This is a genomic window from Xenorhabdus taiwanensis, assembly GCF_036512875.1.
Lineage (GTDB): Bacteria > Pseudomonadota > Gammaproteobacteria > Enterobacterales > Enterobacteriaceae > Xenorhabdus > Xenorhabdus taiwanensis.
This window is the reverse complement of sequence record NZ_AP028978.1, coordinates 1,550,252-1,566,543: the sequence shown is the minus strand read 5'-3', so window position 1 is coordinate 1,566,543 and position 16,292 is coordinate 1,550,252. Positions and strand designations below refer to the sequence as shown.

The window sequence follows — 16,292 nt, the reverse complement described above, 5'->3', positions numbered from 1 at the left end:
TGCCCCTGATTGTTATTCTGGCGCTTTAGGCCAGTCAATGTTTGATGCTGCCGAACAGTCTACACGGTTTAATAACACCATGTATTTTTTCCACGCAATCAGTGTCGATTGCTCTGTGTCCGTTGCCATGTTGAGATCGACAGCATATTGGAGTGGGATGATTGAGTTTGTGGCCTGAGACATTAGATAGCGTTTTTGGGATTCAGCCTGTTGCTGTTCATGCTGGTATTGTGCCTGATTATCTGTCACCCATCGTTTACCATTCCATTTGTCAAATGGTGTAGTTGGGGCATCTGGTGTGGTGTTTGGCGGATAATCACCGAGAGCTGTAATCACCTGTGCGGCACCTGTTTCAATACTGTAAACGGTTTTACCACGATGATCTGCGACGTATTCCCACGCGGACAAATCCGACGTCCGGCAAATAGCATAACCCTGTTTGCGGTCATCCGGTGCATCGATACACGAGTGAGCAGGGATGCCGACACCTACGGGTAAGAACTCCACAGAGGACGAAAAATATTCGCGTGTTTCGCTATGATAGTTAAATACCATGATATCACCGGCGACCGTAGCGTGTTGGTATTGGTCTAATTTTGCGCCAGCCATTATACAGCCCTCACAATGTAGTTAAATGCAATGTTACGTGGGCGAGTTTCATTACCCCCGGAATAATCCGTATAGATAGGAATATCAAGCACCGCTCCATTGGTGTCTGCACTAACAGGATACCTCCCACCTGTGCTATCAGGCCCCGTTGCCCCCCATGTTTGATTAAATGCGTGATCATGTCGCCCAACTGAGCCGGTTTGTAATGAAAGCAAAGCGCGGCCTGGGTCAATCTTACCGCTATCATCCCACCCTCGAATAAATTCCCCTCGCAAATCTGGTAATCTCAGCGAGGGGTATACACGTGCCAGCTCTGGATATTGTGCTGCGGTAAACGTAGCACCGTTACATTTTAGCCACCCAGCCGGAGGGGTTTCCAACGGCCACGGAATAGGCACCCCGACCGGTAATGCCGAGCCTGCCGTTAAACCGAGGTTTTACGGATATCAATATCTTACTCACTCGCCGGAATAAAACGGTTCATCATGGAGCGCGTAAAATAATTGCGTATAAAACGGTCACATCGGTATATTAAAAATGCAAAAATGCCATTGGCAGCAATATCATGATATTGGGCTAAATATTGCGCTGATTTGTACCAGCCTCCACACAATCCCAACCACCTGCATTTTATTGTAAAGCCGACCACCATAACGAAATCACTTAAGCAGGAGTTTTTCGCTATGGCCCAAGACTATCACCACGGCGTGCGCGTGCAGGAAATCAACGAAGGCACCCGCACCATTACCACCGTCAGCACTGCCATTGTCGGTATGGTCTGCACGGGGGATGATGCTGACCCCGGCACCTTTCCCTTAAATACCCCGGTCTTGTTAACTGACGTCCTGGCTGCCAGTGGCAAGGCCGGCAAAACCGGGACGTTATTCCATGCCCTGCGGGCGATTGCTGATCAGGCGAAGCCCGTTACGGTCGTGGTACGTGTGGCGCAGGGTAAAACCGAAGCCGAGACCACGACCCATATCATTGGCGGCGTCACCGATGAAGGCAAGAAAACCGGCATGCAGGCGTTATTGGCCGCACAAAGCCAGCTTGGCGTGAAACCGCGTATACTCGCTGTGCCCGGTCACGATACCCAGCCCGTTGCCGAGGCACTGGCCATCATCGCCCAGAAGCTACGCGCGATGGCTTATGTCAATGCCTACGGTTGTAAGACTATCAGTGAGGCCATTAAGTACCGTGACTATTTTAAACACCGTGAATTGATGCTGATTTGGCCGGATTTCCTGAGCTGGGATACCGTGACCAGCCGCGAAGCTGTCGCGTATGCAACCGCCCGTGCCCTGGGCTTGCGGGCTAAAATTGATGAGGAAACCGGCTGGCATAAAACCCTGTCTAACGTCGGCGTTAATGGGGTTACCGGCATTTCGGCCGATGTGTTCTGGGATTTGCAGGATGTCGCCACCGATGCCAACCTGCTTAACCAGAATGATGTCACCACGCTGATCCGCAAAGACGGGTTCCGTTTCTGGGGTTCCCGCACCTGCTCCGATGATCCGTTGTTCCAGTTTGAAAGCTACACCCGTACCGCCCAGGTACTGGCTGACACGATGGCCGAAGCCCATATGTGGGCGATTGATAAACCGCTGACACCGTCACTGGTACGCGACATTATCGAAGGCATCAATGCCAAACTGCGTGAACTCAAATCTAACGGTTACCTGATTGACGGCCAGTGCTGGTATGACGAGAACACCAACAGCAAAGATACCCTGAAAGCCGGCAAGCTCTATATCGACTATGACTACACGCCGGTGCCGCCACTGGAAAACCTGCTGCTGCGCCAGCGTATTTCCGATCAGTACCTGATGAACTTCGCCAACAGCATTAACAGCTAAGGGGCTGCACATGGCATTACCACGCAAACTGAAATACTTAAACCTCTTCAATGATGGTAACAATTACGTTGGTGCCATCGAAGAACTGACGCTACCCAAACTGAGCCGCAAACTCGAAGCCTACCGGGGCGGCGGCATGAACGGCGCGGCTTATGTCGATCTGGGCCTGGATGATGGCGCACTGGATGCGGAATTCACCCTCGGCGGGGTGGAAGCCCAGCTCTATAAGCAATGGGGCATTGAAAAAACCGATGGCGTCATGCTGCGCTTTAACGGCTCGTTCCAGCGTGACGATACCGGCGAAGTGATTGCGGTCGAGGTCGTCATGCGCGGGCGCTTTTCGGAATTTGACCCCGGCAACTACAAACAGGGCGACAACACCCAGACCAAAGTCAGCGCCAAAAACACCTACTTCAAACTGACGTGGGACGGGGAAGTCCTGGTCGAGATCGACACCGTCAACATGGTGGAAGTGGTCGGCGGCGTTGACCGTCTCGAAGCCCATCGCCGCGCTATCGGCCTGTAATTAGTGATTAATATTCATTTTCTGAGGAACTTTTATCATGACTGAACCCACCCCTGTCGCCTTGCCTGAGCACGCATCTGTTACCCTGGACGATCCCATTATCCGTGGTGCCACCACGATCAGCGACGTGATCGTGCGCAAACCTAACAGTGGTGCCCTGCGGGGTGTCCGCCTGCAAGCGCTGATGGAAATGGACGTCGATTCCATGATGCTGGTCTTACCCCGCGTTACCGCACCGGCGTTGACCAAAAATGATTTACTGCTGATGTCGCCGGGTGATCTGATTAACCTGAGTATCGAGGTGGTCAATTTTTTGCTGCCGAAGTCGGTGAAGTCCGATTTCCAGACCCCTTAACCGTGGATGAACTGGTGGCCGATATTGCCACCGTCTTTCACTGGTCGCCCGCCGTGACCGCTGACATGAGCCTGCCCGAATTGCTGGAGTGGCGTTACCGGGCTTTAAAACGGAGTGGCGCCGATGAGTGACCGTAATTTACGCCTGCAAGTGATCTTAAGCGCCGTGGATAAACTGACACGGCCTTTTAAAGGCGCGCAGGCCGCCAATAAGCGGCTGGCAGAAACCATCAAACAATCCCGTCAGCAACTGCGGGAGCTGAACCAACAAGCCAGCAAGATTGAGGGTTTTCGCAAGACCAAGCGTCAACTGGCAGAAACCCAGCAAGCCTATCGCAGCGCTACCGAACGGGTGGCTGCCCTGAGCCGGGCTCTCAATACCAGCGCAAACCCGACACAAACCCAAATCCGCCAACTCCAGCAGGCTAAAAATGCCGCCGCCCAGCTTAAGAACAAAACCAACGCTTTAAACCAGTCCCTGCAACGCCAGCGTGACACCCTGCACGCCAGCGGGATCGCGACCAACCAGCTTGGGCAAGCACAGCGGCGCCTTAATGCCGATATCAGCCGGGCAAATAATACACTGGCACAGCAACGCCAGCAATTGGAGCGGCTGGAGCAGCGTGAGAAAAAAATGGCAACGGCCAAGTCAAGTTACCAGAAAGGCCAGCACCTGCGCCGTGAGATGTTAGGACACGGGGCCAGTATAACCGCCTCCGGCGTCGGTATTTTGATGGGTGTGAAGCCAATGCTCAATGAAGCGGCTATTTATGATAAAGAAATGTCATCTTTTCGGGCGCTGGGTGTTGGTGAAAATATCCTGAAAGATGCCGATAAATTCGCTAATGGCATGCACATTATCGGTAACAGCGCCAGTGATAATCTGAAAACCCTGAAAGAAGCCCATTCGGTGTTGCGTCATTACGATGAAGCAAAAATGGTGACCCCGGAATTACTAAGAATGCGCTATGCCACCGAGTTTTTGACCATGCATGGGCTGAGCGATGAGAAAGCCAAAGAGTTTCGTGATCAGTCGCAGGAGGTGTTAAAGATTGCCGAGTTGCGCAACATGATCAATAGCCCAGAAGATTTTAAGCGGTCAGTGAACATGTCTACGCAGGCTATGGCGGCCAGTGGTGGGATGGTTTTACCTAGTGATTATATGGCCATGATGAAAACGGGAGAAATGGCAGCCAAGCAAATGAGTGATGAGGCGTTTTATTTCTCGATGTCACACATCATTCAGCAGATTGGAGGGGATAGAACCGGTACAGGATTAAGTAGCGCTTATTCAGCCTTGATGATGGGTTACATGAAACTTTCTGCTGCGGAAGAGTTAAATAAAATAGGTTTATTAAAACCAGACGCTCTTCGGTATTCAAAAACCGGAAAATTGGCAAGGGTCGAAAAGAATGCTCTTGTAAACTCCAGAAAGTTTCAGACTGATCCATTTCGCTATCTGATAGATGAAATCGTACCGCGCATCAAGAAAAAATACCCAGGATTAGATGAAACAGGCATTGAAACGAATATAGCACAATTGTTTTCTAATAAAAAAGCGGCGGGCTTGTTTGTCACCATGTACCGTGAGCGGGCTAATATGGAGAAACAAATCAAGGCTGGGCATGAAGCCTACCGTGTGGATCAGTTGGTTAAAGAGGGTAGCAGCACAGCACAGGGACAGGAGCTAGAGCTGGGGTCACGCAAACGTGACCTTTACAAGCAAATTGGTAATCATTTACTACCACTGTATGTCAAGGGGCTTGAAAAGCTGTCAGCTATGCTCACCCGCGTTAAACGATTCTTCAGTGATCATTCCACTGTTACAAAATACCTCTCTGTTTCAATCGCCCTGCTGGGAATGATTTTGGCTATCATGGGTGCTATCACTCTGGCATTGGCAACCCTATTGGGGCCATTAGTCGTAGTCAGGCTGGGATTTGCCTTATTGGGTATCAAAGGCGCCGGATCCCTGAAATTATTGAGCGGGGCTTTTTCTGTTATCGGAAAAGTGCTGATGTGGCTGGGGCGTCTGATGCTGGCGCATCCTATTTTGCTGATTATCAGCCTGATTGCCCTCGGTGCTTACCTTATCTGGAAAAATTGGGACAAGCTGGGGCCGTGGTTTAAGCGACTCTGGGAAGGTATTAAGAATGCCTTTTTCGCGGCCTGGGAATTTATTAAAAATTATATTCTTAACTGGACGCTGTTTGGCCTGATATACCGGCATTGGGATAAAATTGTCGCCTATACGTCAACGACCTGGGCAAACATCAAAACCAAAATTGCCAAAAAATGGGATGAGATTATCGAAGACACCGGGAAGTTACCGGAGCGGTTTAAACGGTTCGGCACAGAAATCATCGACAAACTCGTGACCGGCATTAAGGAAAAATGGGCGGCGTTAAAGCAAAGCTTGTCTGAATTAGGCACACAGATCAAAGAGGCCGTGACGCCTGACTTTATGAAAGAGCAGGCACAAAAGCCGACGGTAAAACAGGCACTGGATGCCTATAACAGTGCAACACGTCCCCACGCTAACCCGTTCACCGCCTTTACCGGTGCCCATGATACTGGCGGTTATATTCCGGCGGGCAAATTTGGCCTGGTCGGTGAATATGGGCCTGAGCTGATAAACGGCCCTGCCCGCGTAACCAGCCGCCGGCAAACAGCCATGCTGGCCCGTATGGCAGCCGCTGCGTTGTCGATGGGCGCATCCACAGTCAGCGCCCAGCCAGTCCCGCTGCACCCGTACAGCCTGCCGGCCGCCCAATACCAGAACGCCGGGGTGACAGTCATCAACCCGCATCAGCGCAATGACCGCCCCGCCTATGAAATTCACATTCATACCACGCCGGCACAATCCGCGCAGGATATTGCACAGGCTGTCGCCCGTGAGTTGGATCGCCGTGAACAACAACAACGTGCCCGCGCCCGCAGCGCCTTTGCTGACAGAGAGGAGTATTAAAGATGATGGCTGCCCTCGGTTTATTTGTATTTATGCTGAAAACCACGCCCTACCAGAATTTGCAACACCAGCAATCGTGGCGCTATGGCTTCAACAATCGGATCGGAGCCCGTCCGGCTTTCCAGTTTATCGGGCCAAACAATGACACCATCACCTTATCCGGTTCGTTGTACCCGGAAATCACGGGTGGCCGGTTATCGTTGCTGGCGTTACAACTGATGGCTGACAGTGGCAAAGCCTGGTCTTTTCTGGATGGTCAGGGCACCATTTACGGTATGTTTATCATTGAGAGCATTGACCAGACCAAAACGGCATTCTTTGTCGATGGTGCCGCCCAAAAAATCGATTTTACTGTCACCCTGCGTCGTGTCGATGAAAATTTGGGGAAGATGTTTGGGGATCTGAGTACCCAACTGAATGACCTGAAAACCCGTGTGACCGGCACATTGGGCAACATTAAAACGGTGGCTACCGATAACATTACGGGATTATTTTCATGATATCATTACCCAGCCAACCTAAATTAGACTTGATCACCGGCAATACCAATACGCCCGTCTATGTCATTAGTGCCGGTGATAAAAATATCAATGCGCGCATTCAGGACAGATTGGTTTCCCTGAGCCTGGCCGATAACCGCGGCTTTGAGGCTGACCAGCTCGATATTGAGTTGGATGACAGTGACGGCCTGTTGTCGTTGCCACCCCGTGGCACAGAGCTTTCTCTCCATCTCGGCTGGCAAGGTGAAGCACTTATCCATAAGGGCAAGTTTATTGTGGATGAAATCGAATACAGCGGCGCACCAGATAAAGTGACGATCCGTGCCCGCAGTGCCGATTTTCGTGCCACCCTCAATATCAGCCGCGAACTCTCTTATCACCAGAAGACGCTGGGCGATATCGTGCAGACCATCGCCACCCGTAACAACCTCAAGCCAGAAGTAGACACAACGTTAGCGGCTATCACGATAAAGCATATTGATCAGACCAACGAATCCGATGGTAGTTTCTTAACCCGGCTGGCCAAACAGGAAGGTGCCATTGCCGCGGTTAAGAACGGCTACCTGTTGTTTATGCCGCAGGGAAAAAACCAGACAGTGAGTGGCCATCCGTTGCCGGTTATTATGGTTACCCGTCAGTCGGGGGATGGCTATCGGTTTTCACTGGCAGACCGCAGCGCCTATACCGGCGTATCAGCCAGTTGGCTTAACACCCGTGAACCCCAGAAAAAAGAACGGGTCACGGTTAAACGCAAACGACGTCAATCTAAGACCGCCCAGCCGAAAAAAGCGGAAAAACAAGGCGAATATCTGGTTGGGAGTGAGGGCAATGTATTAGTGTTGAAACACACCTATGCATATAGATCGACCGCTGAACGTGCGGCAAAGGCGGAGTGGGAGAAAATCCAGCGCGGTGTTGCGTCGTTTTCCATCCAACTGGCAAAGGGACGGCCGGAGCTGTTCCCGGAAATGAAAGTTAGGGTAAGCGGCTTCAAGCCTCAAATCGATCGGGCAGACTGGACGCTGGTTACTGTCACTCATACGCTCAATGACAGCGGGTTAACCTCAGCCTTGGAATTAGAGGTCAAGATTTCTGATGCTGACATGAGCGCCTAATTTGCTATAATCGTGCCATTGCCTAACAAAGCTGGCACCATTTTGAATAAGGCACTCATATTATGATGAAATGCCCCCTTTGCCATCATGTTGCGCATACCCGCAGCAGTTTTGAACACACCGCAGAAACCAAAGAACGTTACAACCAGTGCCAGAATATCAATTGTGGTGCGACGTTTGTCAGCCATGAAACTTTTGTCCGCTGGGTGGCTAAACCCAACTTGATTGAATTCGCCCAGCCCCATCCTACGAATGGACAGCAAACAGCATTGTGCTTCGATAATTTTTAGCCCAGATAAAAGCCCTCAGATATCCAGAGGGCTAATTTATTCCTCATTTTCTTCATCTTCCTGTTTACTGACGCAAACTTTTTAGATTTGCTGATTTCATTTTCCAATACAAAAAATTGCATTTATTGATAATTATTCATTAATGATGATTTTTTATGCGGGAAAATATTTTTCTAAAAAAGAGAAAAAATCAGATCTTAGAGGAAAGAAAAAGCGGTTAAATGTTATTGGATAAAAAACCAGTAGTGCCAAGGTGCTGCCAATCTGCTGCCAATTTCGAAATTTCATGCAATCTCAGAAAGCAAAAAAGCCACCGTAAAGGTGGCTTTTTCTAACCCTAACTCACTGTTTAATAGCAAGTTTTAATTTGGTGCCCAGGGCGGGACTTGAACCCGCACAGCCTTAAGGCCGAGGGATTTTAAATCCCTTGTGTCTACCGATTTCACCACCTGGGCTAAACTTGGAGGCGCGTCCCGGAGTCGAACCGAGGTTGACGGATTTGCAATCCGCTGCATGGCCACTCTGCCAACGCGCCTTTTTTGGAGCGGGAAACGAGACTCGAACTCGCGACCCCGACCTTGGCAAGGTCGTGCTCTACCAACTGAGCTATTCCCGCCTTTCTTCGAACTTCCTGATTTACTTAACTTGTTTCGTAAATCTCATGTGCCGTTCGATGCGTTGCATTCTACTTACTTCACAAAATGAGTCAACACAATTATTTATAAAACTCGTTCATTCGATGTTTTTTGCGTCATCTGGATCAACTTTCACGCAAATCATCCCATGCAGCGCTCAAATATTGAAACATTGACCAGAATGTCAAAACCGCAGCAGCGTACAATAGGATGAATCCTCCCACTTCAAGTTCAATGCAAGGACGCCATAATAAGGCAACCAATGCCGCCATTTGTGCTGTAGTTTTTATTTTTCCCATCCAAGAAACAGCGACACTACTGCGTTTTCCCAATTCCGCCATCCACTCACGCAGGGAAGATATGATGATCTCTCGAGCAATCATCGTCGCAGCAGGCAGCGTGATCCACCACGTATGGTAATGTTCTGCAATCAGTACCAGCGCAGTAGCCACCATAACTTTATCCGCTACCGGATCAAGAAATGCGCCAAAACGCGTCGTCTGTTTCCACAAACGGGCAAGAAAACCATCAAACCAATCTGTTGCAGCAGCAATAATAAAAATAATGGCACATAACATCGGTGCCCATTGGGATGGCAAGTAAAATGCCAAAACAAAGAATGGAATTAAGGCAATACGAAATAGGGTAAGCCATGTTGGAATGTTTAATTGCATAATGCTTAGTAACTATCTGGCCAAGTTAAGTTTATCAGTATGGTGCATCAATACTTCTAGTGTTTCAACGCATTATAGATTTTTTCTGCCAGTGCATAAGAAATAGAAGGCACTTTTGCGATCTCTTCTACACTTGCGTTGCGTAAAGGCTGTAATCCACCCATATATTTAAGTAACATTTGTCTACGTTTTGGCCCAATACCATCAATTGACTCCAATGTACTGGTCTTTTTCACTTTTTCCCGACGTTGGCGATGCCCTGTAATAGCATGGTTGTGAGATTCATCACGAATATGTTGAATAACGTGTAACGCAGGTGAATCAGGAGGAAGCGCCATTCCTTCTCCTTCCGCTTCAAAAAATAGGGTTTCTAACCCAGCTTTACGATCACTGCCTTTCGCAACTCCAATCAGCTTAGGATACTTTTTATTCCATTCAACCTCCAAAGAATCGAAAACTTCAATCGCACGTGCAAGCTGCCCTTTTCCACCGTCAATAAAAATAATGTCCGGGATTTTTGTCTGATCGATAGCTTTGCTATATCGACGACGCAAGACTTGATTCATCGCAGCATAATCATCCCCTGGAGTGATACCTGTAATATTATAGCGTCGGTATTCTGCACGAACCGGGCCATTAGCATCAAAAACAACACATGATGCAACAGTTTGTTCTCCCATCGTGTGACTGATGTCGAAACATTCCATTCGTTGGATTTTTTCAAGACCAACAAATGTGGTCAGTGATTCTAATCGCTGATGAATTGTCGATTGTTGGGAAAGTTTGGTAATCAAAGCTGTAGCGGCATTAGTACGTGCTAATTTTAAGTAACGCGCTCTATCGCCTCTTGGCCGTGCCTGGATATAGATTTTTCTGCCCGATATTTCAGAAAGTGATTTTTCCAATAGTTCTTTTTCAGGTAATGCAAAATCCAACAAAATTTCTGTTGGCAACGTCCTGTTTTGGCTTCCCTGGAGATAGAATTGACCAAGGAAAGTTTGCACTACTTCATCTAATTTCGTATCAGCCGGAATTTTAGGATAATAACTTCGGCTGCCCAATACCTTCCCCTGACGGATAAATAAGACATGCACACAGGCCATTCCCGCCTCAAAAGCGACGCTGATAACATCAAGATCATCACCTTCTCCAGAAACAAATTGTCGTTCCGTAACTTGCCGTACTGCTTGGATCTGATCGCGATAACGGGCAGCCTCTTCAAATTTAAGCTGTTGACTCGCTTTTTCCATTTTTGCAACCAGCTCATCCAATACTTGCTGATCTTTTCCCGCCAAAAACAAGCGGACGTATTCAACTTGCTGTTGATATTCTTCATCTGTTACAAATCCCTTAACACAAGGGGCAAGGCAGCGCCCAATCTGATATTGCAAACAAGGTCTTGAACGATTGCGATACACATTGTCTTCACATTGACGAATAGGAAATAGTTTCTGCAATAAAGCCAAAGTGTCACGAATTGCATGAGAATTAGGGAATGGGCCGAAATATTCTCCTTTCGCATATCTGGCTCCACGATATAAGGATAAACGGGGATGGATATCACCACTCAAGAAAATATAAGGATAAGATTTATCATCTCTCAGTAATACATTGTAGCGAGGCTGATACAGCTTGATGTAGTTATGTTCGAGCAGGAGAGCCTCTGTCTCTGTATGGGTAACCGTGACGTCTATCTGGACGATATTTTTCACTAATGATTCCGTTTTGCGACTACTAACTTGTGCCCTAAAATAGCTAGATAACCGTTTTTTTAGATCCTTAGCTTTACCAACATAGATCACTGTGCCAGTGATATCATACATACGGTAGACGCCCGGCTGACTGGTAACTGTTTTTAAAAATGCCTTTGAATTAAATAGTTCCGCCATGATTGATCACCCATCAAATCTTATTACCCACTGTGAGTTACCATATTCTGCGCATCAAGCAATCCACAACGTATTGCCATATGGGTCAATTCTACATCACCTTTGATATTTAGTTTACTGAACATCCTATAGCGGTAACTATTCACTGTTTTTGGGCTCAGATTAAGCAACTCAGAAATCTCATTAACTTTACGCCCCTGAGTTATCATTGTCATAATCTGCAATTCCCGCTCCGAAAGTTCATCCAACGGGTTTTCTTTTGAGGGTGATAACTGGTTGAGTGCCATCTGCTGGGCAATGTCTGGTGAAATGTAACGCTGGCCTGCATAAACAGCCCGAATTGCATTGATCATATCCTGAGGAGCGGCAGCCTTGCTCAAATATCCCCTAATCCCTGCTTGCATCACTTTTGTGGGCAAAGAACTTTCAGTATGGATAGTTAGCATAATCACTCGTGTATCAGGTGAGTAACGGATGATTTTTTTAGCCGCCTCCAACCCTCCTATACCGGGCATTCCTATATCCATCATGACAATATCCGTGCTGTTTGATCTACACCATCTGACCGCATCTTCTCCACTACTGGCTTCTCCTACGACTTTTATCCCTTTTATATCATCAAGGACGCCTTTCACACCAATGCGCACCAGTTCATGGTCATCAACTAATAAAACATTAATCAAACAACATCTCCACTAACGTAATATCCACAATAATGATAAAATTAATAAACTCCAAAACAAAACGGACACGTTGAGTTTATCTTTATGATTTTCATAAGATAAATTGACAAAAGATAACATTCTCTCTCGAGTGAGATCAAAACCTTTTGGATGAGATAACGGATTATACTAACATTAGCGCAAAACAGAAAGAAAATTGTTACATATCAATGAAATGAAATAATATATAGCCAATTGATTTCATTTAATATTTTATTAATAACATGTCTCTATATTATTTATAGCAATCCATTTTAACCCAGAACAATATGAGGGTGTTACCTCCCCCATATTGCAACGATTATTTAAATAAATTAAGAACGTCTGCTTTAGTCAGCATAGGGGTTTTTTCAACAAAGTTATAATACGCTGGCTTACTGTCTACATAAATTTGGCGAAATAATTTACCTGAATTACTATTTTCAAACAAAGCAACTGGAACATAATAAGTGCTTGGTTGATGTAGGTGGTAAAAAAGATGTGTACCGCATCTGTCACAGAAAGCGCGTTCTGCCCATTCGGATGACGGATATGTTGAAATATTTTCAGCTCCCTCTATTTTTAGATCATCCTTACAGTCTACAGATAAAAATGGTCCCCCATTCCATTTTTGACACGTTTCACAATGACATACGTGAATATCTTCAATGCGTTGATTGGTTTTCACACTCACAGCACCACATAAACAATGACCTTTATTCATCATTTAACTCTCTATCTATAATAAGTTTAAAGGGAAGAATTTTATATCTGAGATTGAATAAAGCTACCACTATATTTCATCAAAAACACCATATTCACTACAATGCCTCTCTAATTTTTAGCCATACAAATAAGTTCTAGAAACTTCAAGTTATGGCTTGATAGCAAGAAAATAAGTTATTTATTTTTCACGTCTTCATTATCCTCCTCCTCTTCATCATCTATATGCCAACTATGCAATATTCGGTGGACAAAAGGCGTTACCACCATACCTACAGCGATAAAAAAGATAGCTTGAAGGAATAATCCATAAATGGCAGCAAAATATTTCCCTAGTGTACTGACTGGTTCAATATGCAAGTTTTGTGTTCCAATCATTGAAACTGAATTTAGTATTGCATCAGGAATAGCATGGCTTTCGATCAAGAAAAAACCCAATACACCAGGAATAATACCGATCAGAAAAATGAGGAATGCATGCAAAAGAAAGCGCAGTATCCGTAAAATAAATCGGTCAAAGCTAATTAATTTATCAGTAAATTTTTCCATACCAGATCTCCACTAATAAATTAGTTACCATGGTGATTGTATGTTAATTTTTATTTTTATCAATGATCATGTGTTGGGTATCGATCAATACACTTGGTGATAGTATATTTTCCTTCAATAAATTTCCCGCCTTCCACTTCCCTGTAATGTCACCAATTGATAATACAATTATCTGCTACAACTATTGTTTTCTTAAAATACCTTTAAATAGCTTGTTGCCCACATTGATATTTCCCTGCCCTAAGAACACACCCATAATAGTGATAACAACACCAATCATTTGTGGCAAACTGGGTATATTTCCCATCATTATCTGTATAATGAGAGCAAATATGGGAACAAAGTTAAAAAATACTGCCGTTTTCCCTGCTCCACGAATAGCAACACCCATATTCCAAAAAAGATAGGCAACAGTGGAACCACCAATACCTATATAGAAACAAGCCAAATGGCTTTCAAATGTTCCAGAAGATAATGCAGTCATCGGTGATTCCACAAAAATCGCAATAAACCCTAATATGATCGCACCAAAAAACATCGTCCAGCTCGTAGTCGCTAATGGCGTCGCATCTTTGACAAATACCCGTGTTCCTACTGTGTAAATTGACCAACCAAGACTTCCCATAAAAATGATTATATCGCCAGTTACTACCTGAACGACACCGCCCCAAATCAATTCACCGTTGGTAATAACCACAGCAACTCCCAACAAACTAATCACCATACCAACAACTCGCATCAATCCAGGTAACCGACGATTTACAATAGCTTCCAGAATATTGGTAGAGATCGGTGTCGTTGCCACAATCAGAGCAGCCGTAACTGGATTAGAACTTTGAAGACCGATAAAAAATGCCCCATTAAACCCCGCCACACCAATCGCACCAAGGACAATAAATGCCCACCAGTTTTGTTTCAAAACTTTACTGTGAATCCCCTCTTTCCATGCAAAAAAAGTAAAAATACAGATAACTGCATAGAAAAAACGCTCAGCAGAAGCCGTCCACGGTGGCAAACTCGTAAGTGCAAATTTCGTTACCTGAAAATTTGATCCCCAAAAGAATGTTGCAATTAACGTCAGCGCAGCCGCTAACAGTGGCGTTGTTTTCATATCTATTACCCTAATTTATTAATTTATCTCAAACAAAATAATCCTTGGAAAAATCATTGTGGCACCTTTTAAAATTGAAATATTTAGGCGATATTGGTAATCAGATTTTCATAAACGGAAAACAAATTGTGCAATCACTTATTTGGGATGATATTCGAATATTCTTAGCAGTCGCGCGAACAAGTACGATCAGTAAAGCGGCTGAGCTTCTTGGTATTGGTGTAGCAACGGTATCGAGAAAAATCGAACGTTTGGAGAATACCTTCGGTATGCCCTTATTTCTACGGCATCAAACAGGTTATCAACTGACAGAAGATGGCGCAGAACTATTGGAAAAAGCCAAAGTTATGGAGATAGCGGCAAATTCATTTTTGTTTGAAGCCGATCTGCGGACAACTATTGCAGGAAATGTACGTCTTGCCACACTCGAAACATTATCCAATTATTTAATTATGCCAAACTTGCCGACCTTACAAAAAAACTATCCAAACCTGACATTAGAAATCACAACGGATAATTATCCTGTAAACCTTCACCGCCGTGATGCCGACTTAGCACTTCGTATCATCAGACCTGAGCAAGGCCATGTTAATGTCCGACAACTTGGAACCCTGGGATTTGGCCTTTATGGAAGTGAAACCTATTTAGCTACTTGCCCCTCCGGTATATTTAGAGGTGAATACAACAACGCACATTTTATTGGCTGGACAAGTCAGTACTCACAATTTCCTTCCGTAAACTGGCTTAAACAAGCCTTACAAGGGCGTTCACTTTCAATCGCAACAACTTCGATTTGTTCTCAAATTGCGGCAGCAAATGCGGGCTTAGGATTAGCCGTGTTACCCCATATTGCGGCCAATGACGCAGGGCTTATTTGTATTTCGCCAGAATTAGGTATAGATAAACCCATCTGGCTTGTTATTCAATCTGATTTGGCTCACTCTCCCAGGATACGGAAAATAGCAGATTTTTTAGCAGATGTGGTTTTTCAAAATCAGGATAAATTGTCAGGACGGTCACACCAAACGAGCATACTATGTCATTCAACATGATCAACTGTGGCACACGTGGTGGAATAGGCGATAAATAAAAATATCGCTATATAAACCCCTGCCAGTCTCTTAGTCACATCGCCACATCAATCAGCATTCGCAAAGCCGTTCTGACTATCTGGCTTCCCATATATTTATCAATAGAACGGAGAAATTCAGGTAATTCATTTACTGAAAGGTGAGCATAGTGTTCACGTTGATGAGAAATAAAAGCGCTCGCTAAATCTGGAGATTCTGCCCTGCCAGTAATAATTGCATATGTCCAAACTTCACCACAGCGTTGGCGACTTTCTTTAATTTATCGGTGACGCCTTTCTTTTCCATAATAGAAAGGAAGTCTAATAATTCGAGGGGTTTTATTTCAGCAATCGGGCGATGACCAATATAAGGGAAAACATCTTTTTCGAATGCGTCCATCATATCTTCACGATATGTGCGAAGAACGGAAATTAACATTGTAGGTAATTAGGACTACCTGAGAAAGTTCCAATTAACCAAGGATTAGATCGCATTTTTACGAACAACCATATCTTAAAGAGTGCCGAAAGCTCTTTGCCAGCTACCCCTTCTTTGGATAGAGCACTACAACCATCATTGTACTTATCAAGGAAAAATGTGCCGTGATCGTAAGCAAATAGAGACATTCTTGGCAAGAAAATTATGGACTGAAAAAATCTAATCCAGATCAAGTCTGAACTACTGCATATAAATTGCAGAATTGACGATCCGCCCCTTAATTT

Annotated in this window: 17 protein-coding genes, 3 tRNA genes and 1 pseudogene; 9 read left to right on the top strand and 12 right to left on the bottom strand. The window is 45.5% G+C overall.

The genetic code is table 11. The features are described from left to right. Window positions 1-12 precede the first annotated feature (12 nt). Entirely contained in the window at window positions 13-609 is a 597-nt protein-coding gene (locus ACE1SE_RS07060; protein WP_374053230.1) for a tail fiber assembly protein, read from the bottom strand. Continuing rightward, the gene (locus tag ACE1SE_RS07055) at window positions 609-1,007 is read right to left on the bottom strand and encodes a tail fiber protein (protein ID WP_374053229.1); all 399 of its coding nucleotides are present in this window, start codon (window positions 1,005-1,007) and stop codon (window positions 609-611) included. Before ACE1SE_RS07055 ends, ACE1SE_RS07060 begins: the two co-directional genes overlap by 1 nt. Window positions 1,008-1,292: 285 nt before the next feature. Here ACE1SE_RS07055 and ACE1SE_RS07050 point away from each other — a divergent pair, with 285 nt between their 5' ends. From ACE1SE_RS07050 to ACE1SE_RS07015, 8 genes are all read left to right on the top strand, one after another. Continuing rightward, window positions 1,293-2,465 carry a phage tail sheath protein gene (locus tag ACE1SE_RS07050; RefSeq protein ID WP_374053228.1) on the top strand — a complete coding sequence of 391 codons (1,173 nt, stop codon included), beginning with the start codon at window positions 1,293-1,295 and terminating at the stop codon, window positions 2,463-2,465. A 10-nt stretch (window positions 2,466-2,475) separates the two neighbouring features. Further along, on the top strand, window positions 2,476-2,991 hold the full coding sequence (locus ACE1SE_RS07045; protein WP_374053227.1) for a phage major tail tube protein: 516 nt from the start codon (window positions 2,476-2,478) through the stop codon (window positions 2,989-2,991). Between the two features lie 37 nt (window positions 2,992-3,028). Continuing rightward, window positions 3,029-3,346 (top strand): phage tail assembly protein, encoded by a 318-nt coding sequence (locus ACE1SE_RS07040; RefSeq protein WP_374053226.1) that lies wholly within the window; start codon window positions 3,029-3,031, stop codon window positions 3,344-3,346. Between the two features lie 14 nt (window positions 3,347-3,360). Further along, on the top strand, window positions 3,361-3,477 hold the full coding sequence (locus tag ACE1SE_RS07035) for a GpE family phage tail protein (protein WP_374053225.1): 117 nt from the start codon (window positions 3,361-3,363) through the stop codon (window positions 3,475-3,477). Continuing rightward, window positions 3,470-6,313 (top strand): phage tail tape measure protein, encoded by a 2,844-nt coding sequence (locus ACE1SE_RS07030; RefSeq protein ID WP_374053224.1) that lies wholly within the window; start codon window positions 3,470-3,472, stop codon window positions 6,311-6,313. Before ACE1SE_RS07035 ends, ACE1SE_RS07030 begins: the two co-directional genes overlap by 8 nt. A gap of 2 nt (window positions 6,314-6,315) precedes the next feature. Then, window positions 6,316-6,813, top strand: coding sequence for a phage tail protein (locus tag ACE1SE_RS07025; protein WP_374053223.1), 498 nt, complete (start codon window positions 6,316-6,318; stop codon window positions 6,811-6,813). After that, complete coding sequence (locus tag ACE1SE_RS07020; RefSeq protein WP_374053222.1) at window positions 6,810-7,928, top strand: phage late control D family tail protein; 1,119 nt, start codon at window positions 6,810-6,812, stop codon at window positions 7,926-7,928. The genes ACE1SE_RS07025 and ACE1SE_RS07020 overlap by 4 nt, the downstream gene beginning before the upstream one ends. A 62-nt stretch (window positions 7,929-7,990) precedes the next feature. Beyond that, window positions 7,991-8,218, top strand: a complete 228-nt coding sequence (locus tag ACE1SE_RS07015; protein WP_348986961.1) for an ogr/Delta-like zinc finger family protein — start codon at window positions 7,991-7,993, stop codon at window positions 8,216-8,218. Between the two features lie 368 nt (window positions 8,219-8,586). On the opposite strand, the gene ACE1SE_RS07010 is transcribed toward ACE1SE_RS07015, so the two are convergent. The 9 genes from ACE1SE_RS07010 to ACE1SE_RS06970 all read right to left on the bottom strand — a co-directional run bounded on the left by ACE1SE_RS07010 (window position 8,587) and on the right by ACE1SE_RS06970 (window position 14,500). Further along, window positions 8,587-8,673 (bottom strand) — tRNA-Leu (locus ACE1SE_RS07010). A gap of 6 nt (window positions 8,674-8,679) precedes the next feature. Beyond that, window positions 8,680-8,753 (bottom strand) — tRNA-Cys (locus ACE1SE_RS07005). A 5-nt stretch (window positions 8,754-8,758) separates the two neighbouring features. After that, window positions 8,759-8,834, bottom strand: a tRNA-Gly gene (locus tag ACE1SE_RS07000). A gap of 144 nt (window positions 8,835-8,978) precedes the next feature. After that, window positions 8,979-9,527: a CDP-diacylglycerol--glycerol-3-phosphate 3-phosphatidyltransferase gene (gene pgsA / locus ACE1SE_RS06995; RefSeq protein WP_374053221.1), complete on the bottom strand. Its 549-nt coding sequence runs from the start codon at window positions 9,525-9,527 to the stop codon at window positions 8,979-8,981. A gap of 56 nt (window positions 9,528-9,583) precedes the next feature. Further along, the gene (gene uvrC, locus ACE1SE_RS06990; RefSeq protein ID WP_374053220.1) at window positions 9,584-11,416 is read right to left on the bottom strand and encodes an excinuclease ABC subunit UvrC; all 1,833 of its coding nucleotides are present in this window, start codon (window positions 11,414-11,416) and stop codon (window positions 9,584-9,586) included. 23 nt (window positions 11,417-11,439) lie between these two features. After that, a complete protein-coding gene (gene uvrY / locus ACE1SE_RS06985) occupies window positions 11,440-12,099 on the bottom strand; it encodes a UvrY/SirA/GacA family response regulator transcription factor (protein WP_374053219.1) in 660 nt (219 codons plus the stop codon). A gap of 340 nt (window positions 12,100-12,439) precedes the next feature. Next, the gene (locus ACE1SE_RS06980) at window positions 12,440-12,844 is read right to left on the bottom strand and encodes a GFA family protein (RefSeq protein WP_374053218.1); all 405 of its coding nucleotides are present in this window, start codon (window positions 12,842-12,844) and stop codon (window positions 12,440-12,442) included. 173 nt (window positions 12,845-13,017) lie between these two features. Beyond that, window positions 13,018-13,389: a hypothetical protein gene (locus ACE1SE_RS06975; protein WP_374053217.1), complete on the bottom strand. Its 372-nt coding sequence runs from the start codon at window positions 13,387-13,389 to the stop codon at window positions 13,018-13,020. 181 nt (window positions 13,390-13,570) lie between these two features. Further along, entirely contained in the window at window positions 13,571-14,500 is a 930-nt protein-coding gene (locus ACE1SE_RS06970; protein WP_374053216.1) for a DMT family transporter, read from the bottom strand. Between the two features lie 44 nt (window positions 14,501-14,544). Here ACE1SE_RS06970 and ACE1SE_RS06965 point away from each other — a divergent pair, with 44 nt between their 5' ends. Then, window positions 14,545-15,552: a LysR family transcriptional regulator gene (locus ACE1SE_RS06965; protein WP_374053215.1), complete on the top strand. Its 1,008-nt coding sequence runs from the start codon at window positions 14,545-14,547 to the stop codon at window positions 15,550-15,552. Window positions 15,553-15,640: 88 nt separating this feature from the next. Here ACE1SE_RS06965 and ACE1SE_RS06960 read toward each other — a convergent pair. Further along, window positions 15,641-15,984: pseudogene (locus tag ACE1SE_RS06960) on the bottom strand (tyrosine-type recombinase/integrase); the annotation flags it as partial. Between the last annotated feature and the right edge of the window lie 308 nt (window positions 15,985-16,292).

Coding starts and splice junctions, on each gene's coding strand:
- ACE1SE_RS07060 (WP_374053230.1), bottom strand. CDS start 609: ATGGCTGGCGCAAAATTAGACCAATACCAACACGCTACGGTCGCCGGT.
- ACE1SE_RS07050 (WP_374053228.1), top strand. CDS start 1,293: ATGGCCCAAGACTATCACCACGGCGTGCGCGTGCAGGAAATCAACGAA.
- ACE1SE_RS07045 (WP_374053227.1), top strand. CDS start 2,476: ATGGCATTACCACGCAAACTGAAATACTTAAACCTCTTCAATGATGGT.
- ACE1SE_RS07040 (WP_374053226.1), top strand. CDS start 3,029: ATGACTGAACCCACCCCTGTCGCCTTGCCTGAGCACGCATCTGTTACC.
- ACE1SE_RS07030 (WP_374053224.1), top strand. CDS start 3,470: ATGAGTGACCGTAATTTACGCCTGCAAGTGATCTTAAGCGCCGTGGAT.
- ACE1SE_RS07025 (WP_374053223.1), top strand. CDS start 6,316: ATGATGGCTGCCCTCGGTTTATTTGTATTTATGCTGAAAACCACGCCC.
- ACE1SE_RS07020 (WP_374053222.1), top strand. CDS start 6,810: ATGATATCATTACCCAGCCAACCTAAATTAGACTTGATCACCGGCAAT.
- ACE1SE_RS07015 (WP_348986961.1), top strand. CDS start 7,991: ATGATGAAATGCCCCCTTTGCCATCATGTTGCGCATACCCGCAGCAGT.
- pgsA (WP_374053221.1), bottom strand. CDS start 9,527: ATGCAATTAAACATTCCAACATGGCTTACCCTATTTCGTATTGCCTTA.
- uvrC (WP_374053220.1), bottom strand. CDS start 11,416: ATGGCGGAACTATTTAATTCAAAGGCATTTTTAAAAACAGTTACCAGT.
- ACE1SE_RS06980 (WP_374053218.1), bottom strand. CDS start 12,844: ATGATGAATAAAGGTCATTGTTTATGTGGTGCTGTGAGTGTGAAAACC.
- ACE1SE_RS06975 (WP_374053217.1), bottom strand. CDS start 13,389: ATGGAAAAATTTACTGATAAATTAATTAGCTTTGACCGATTTATTTTA.
- ACE1SE_RS06970 (WP_374053216.1), bottom strand. CDS start 14,500: ATGAAAACAACGCCACTGTTAGCGGCTGCGCTGACGTTAATTGCAACA.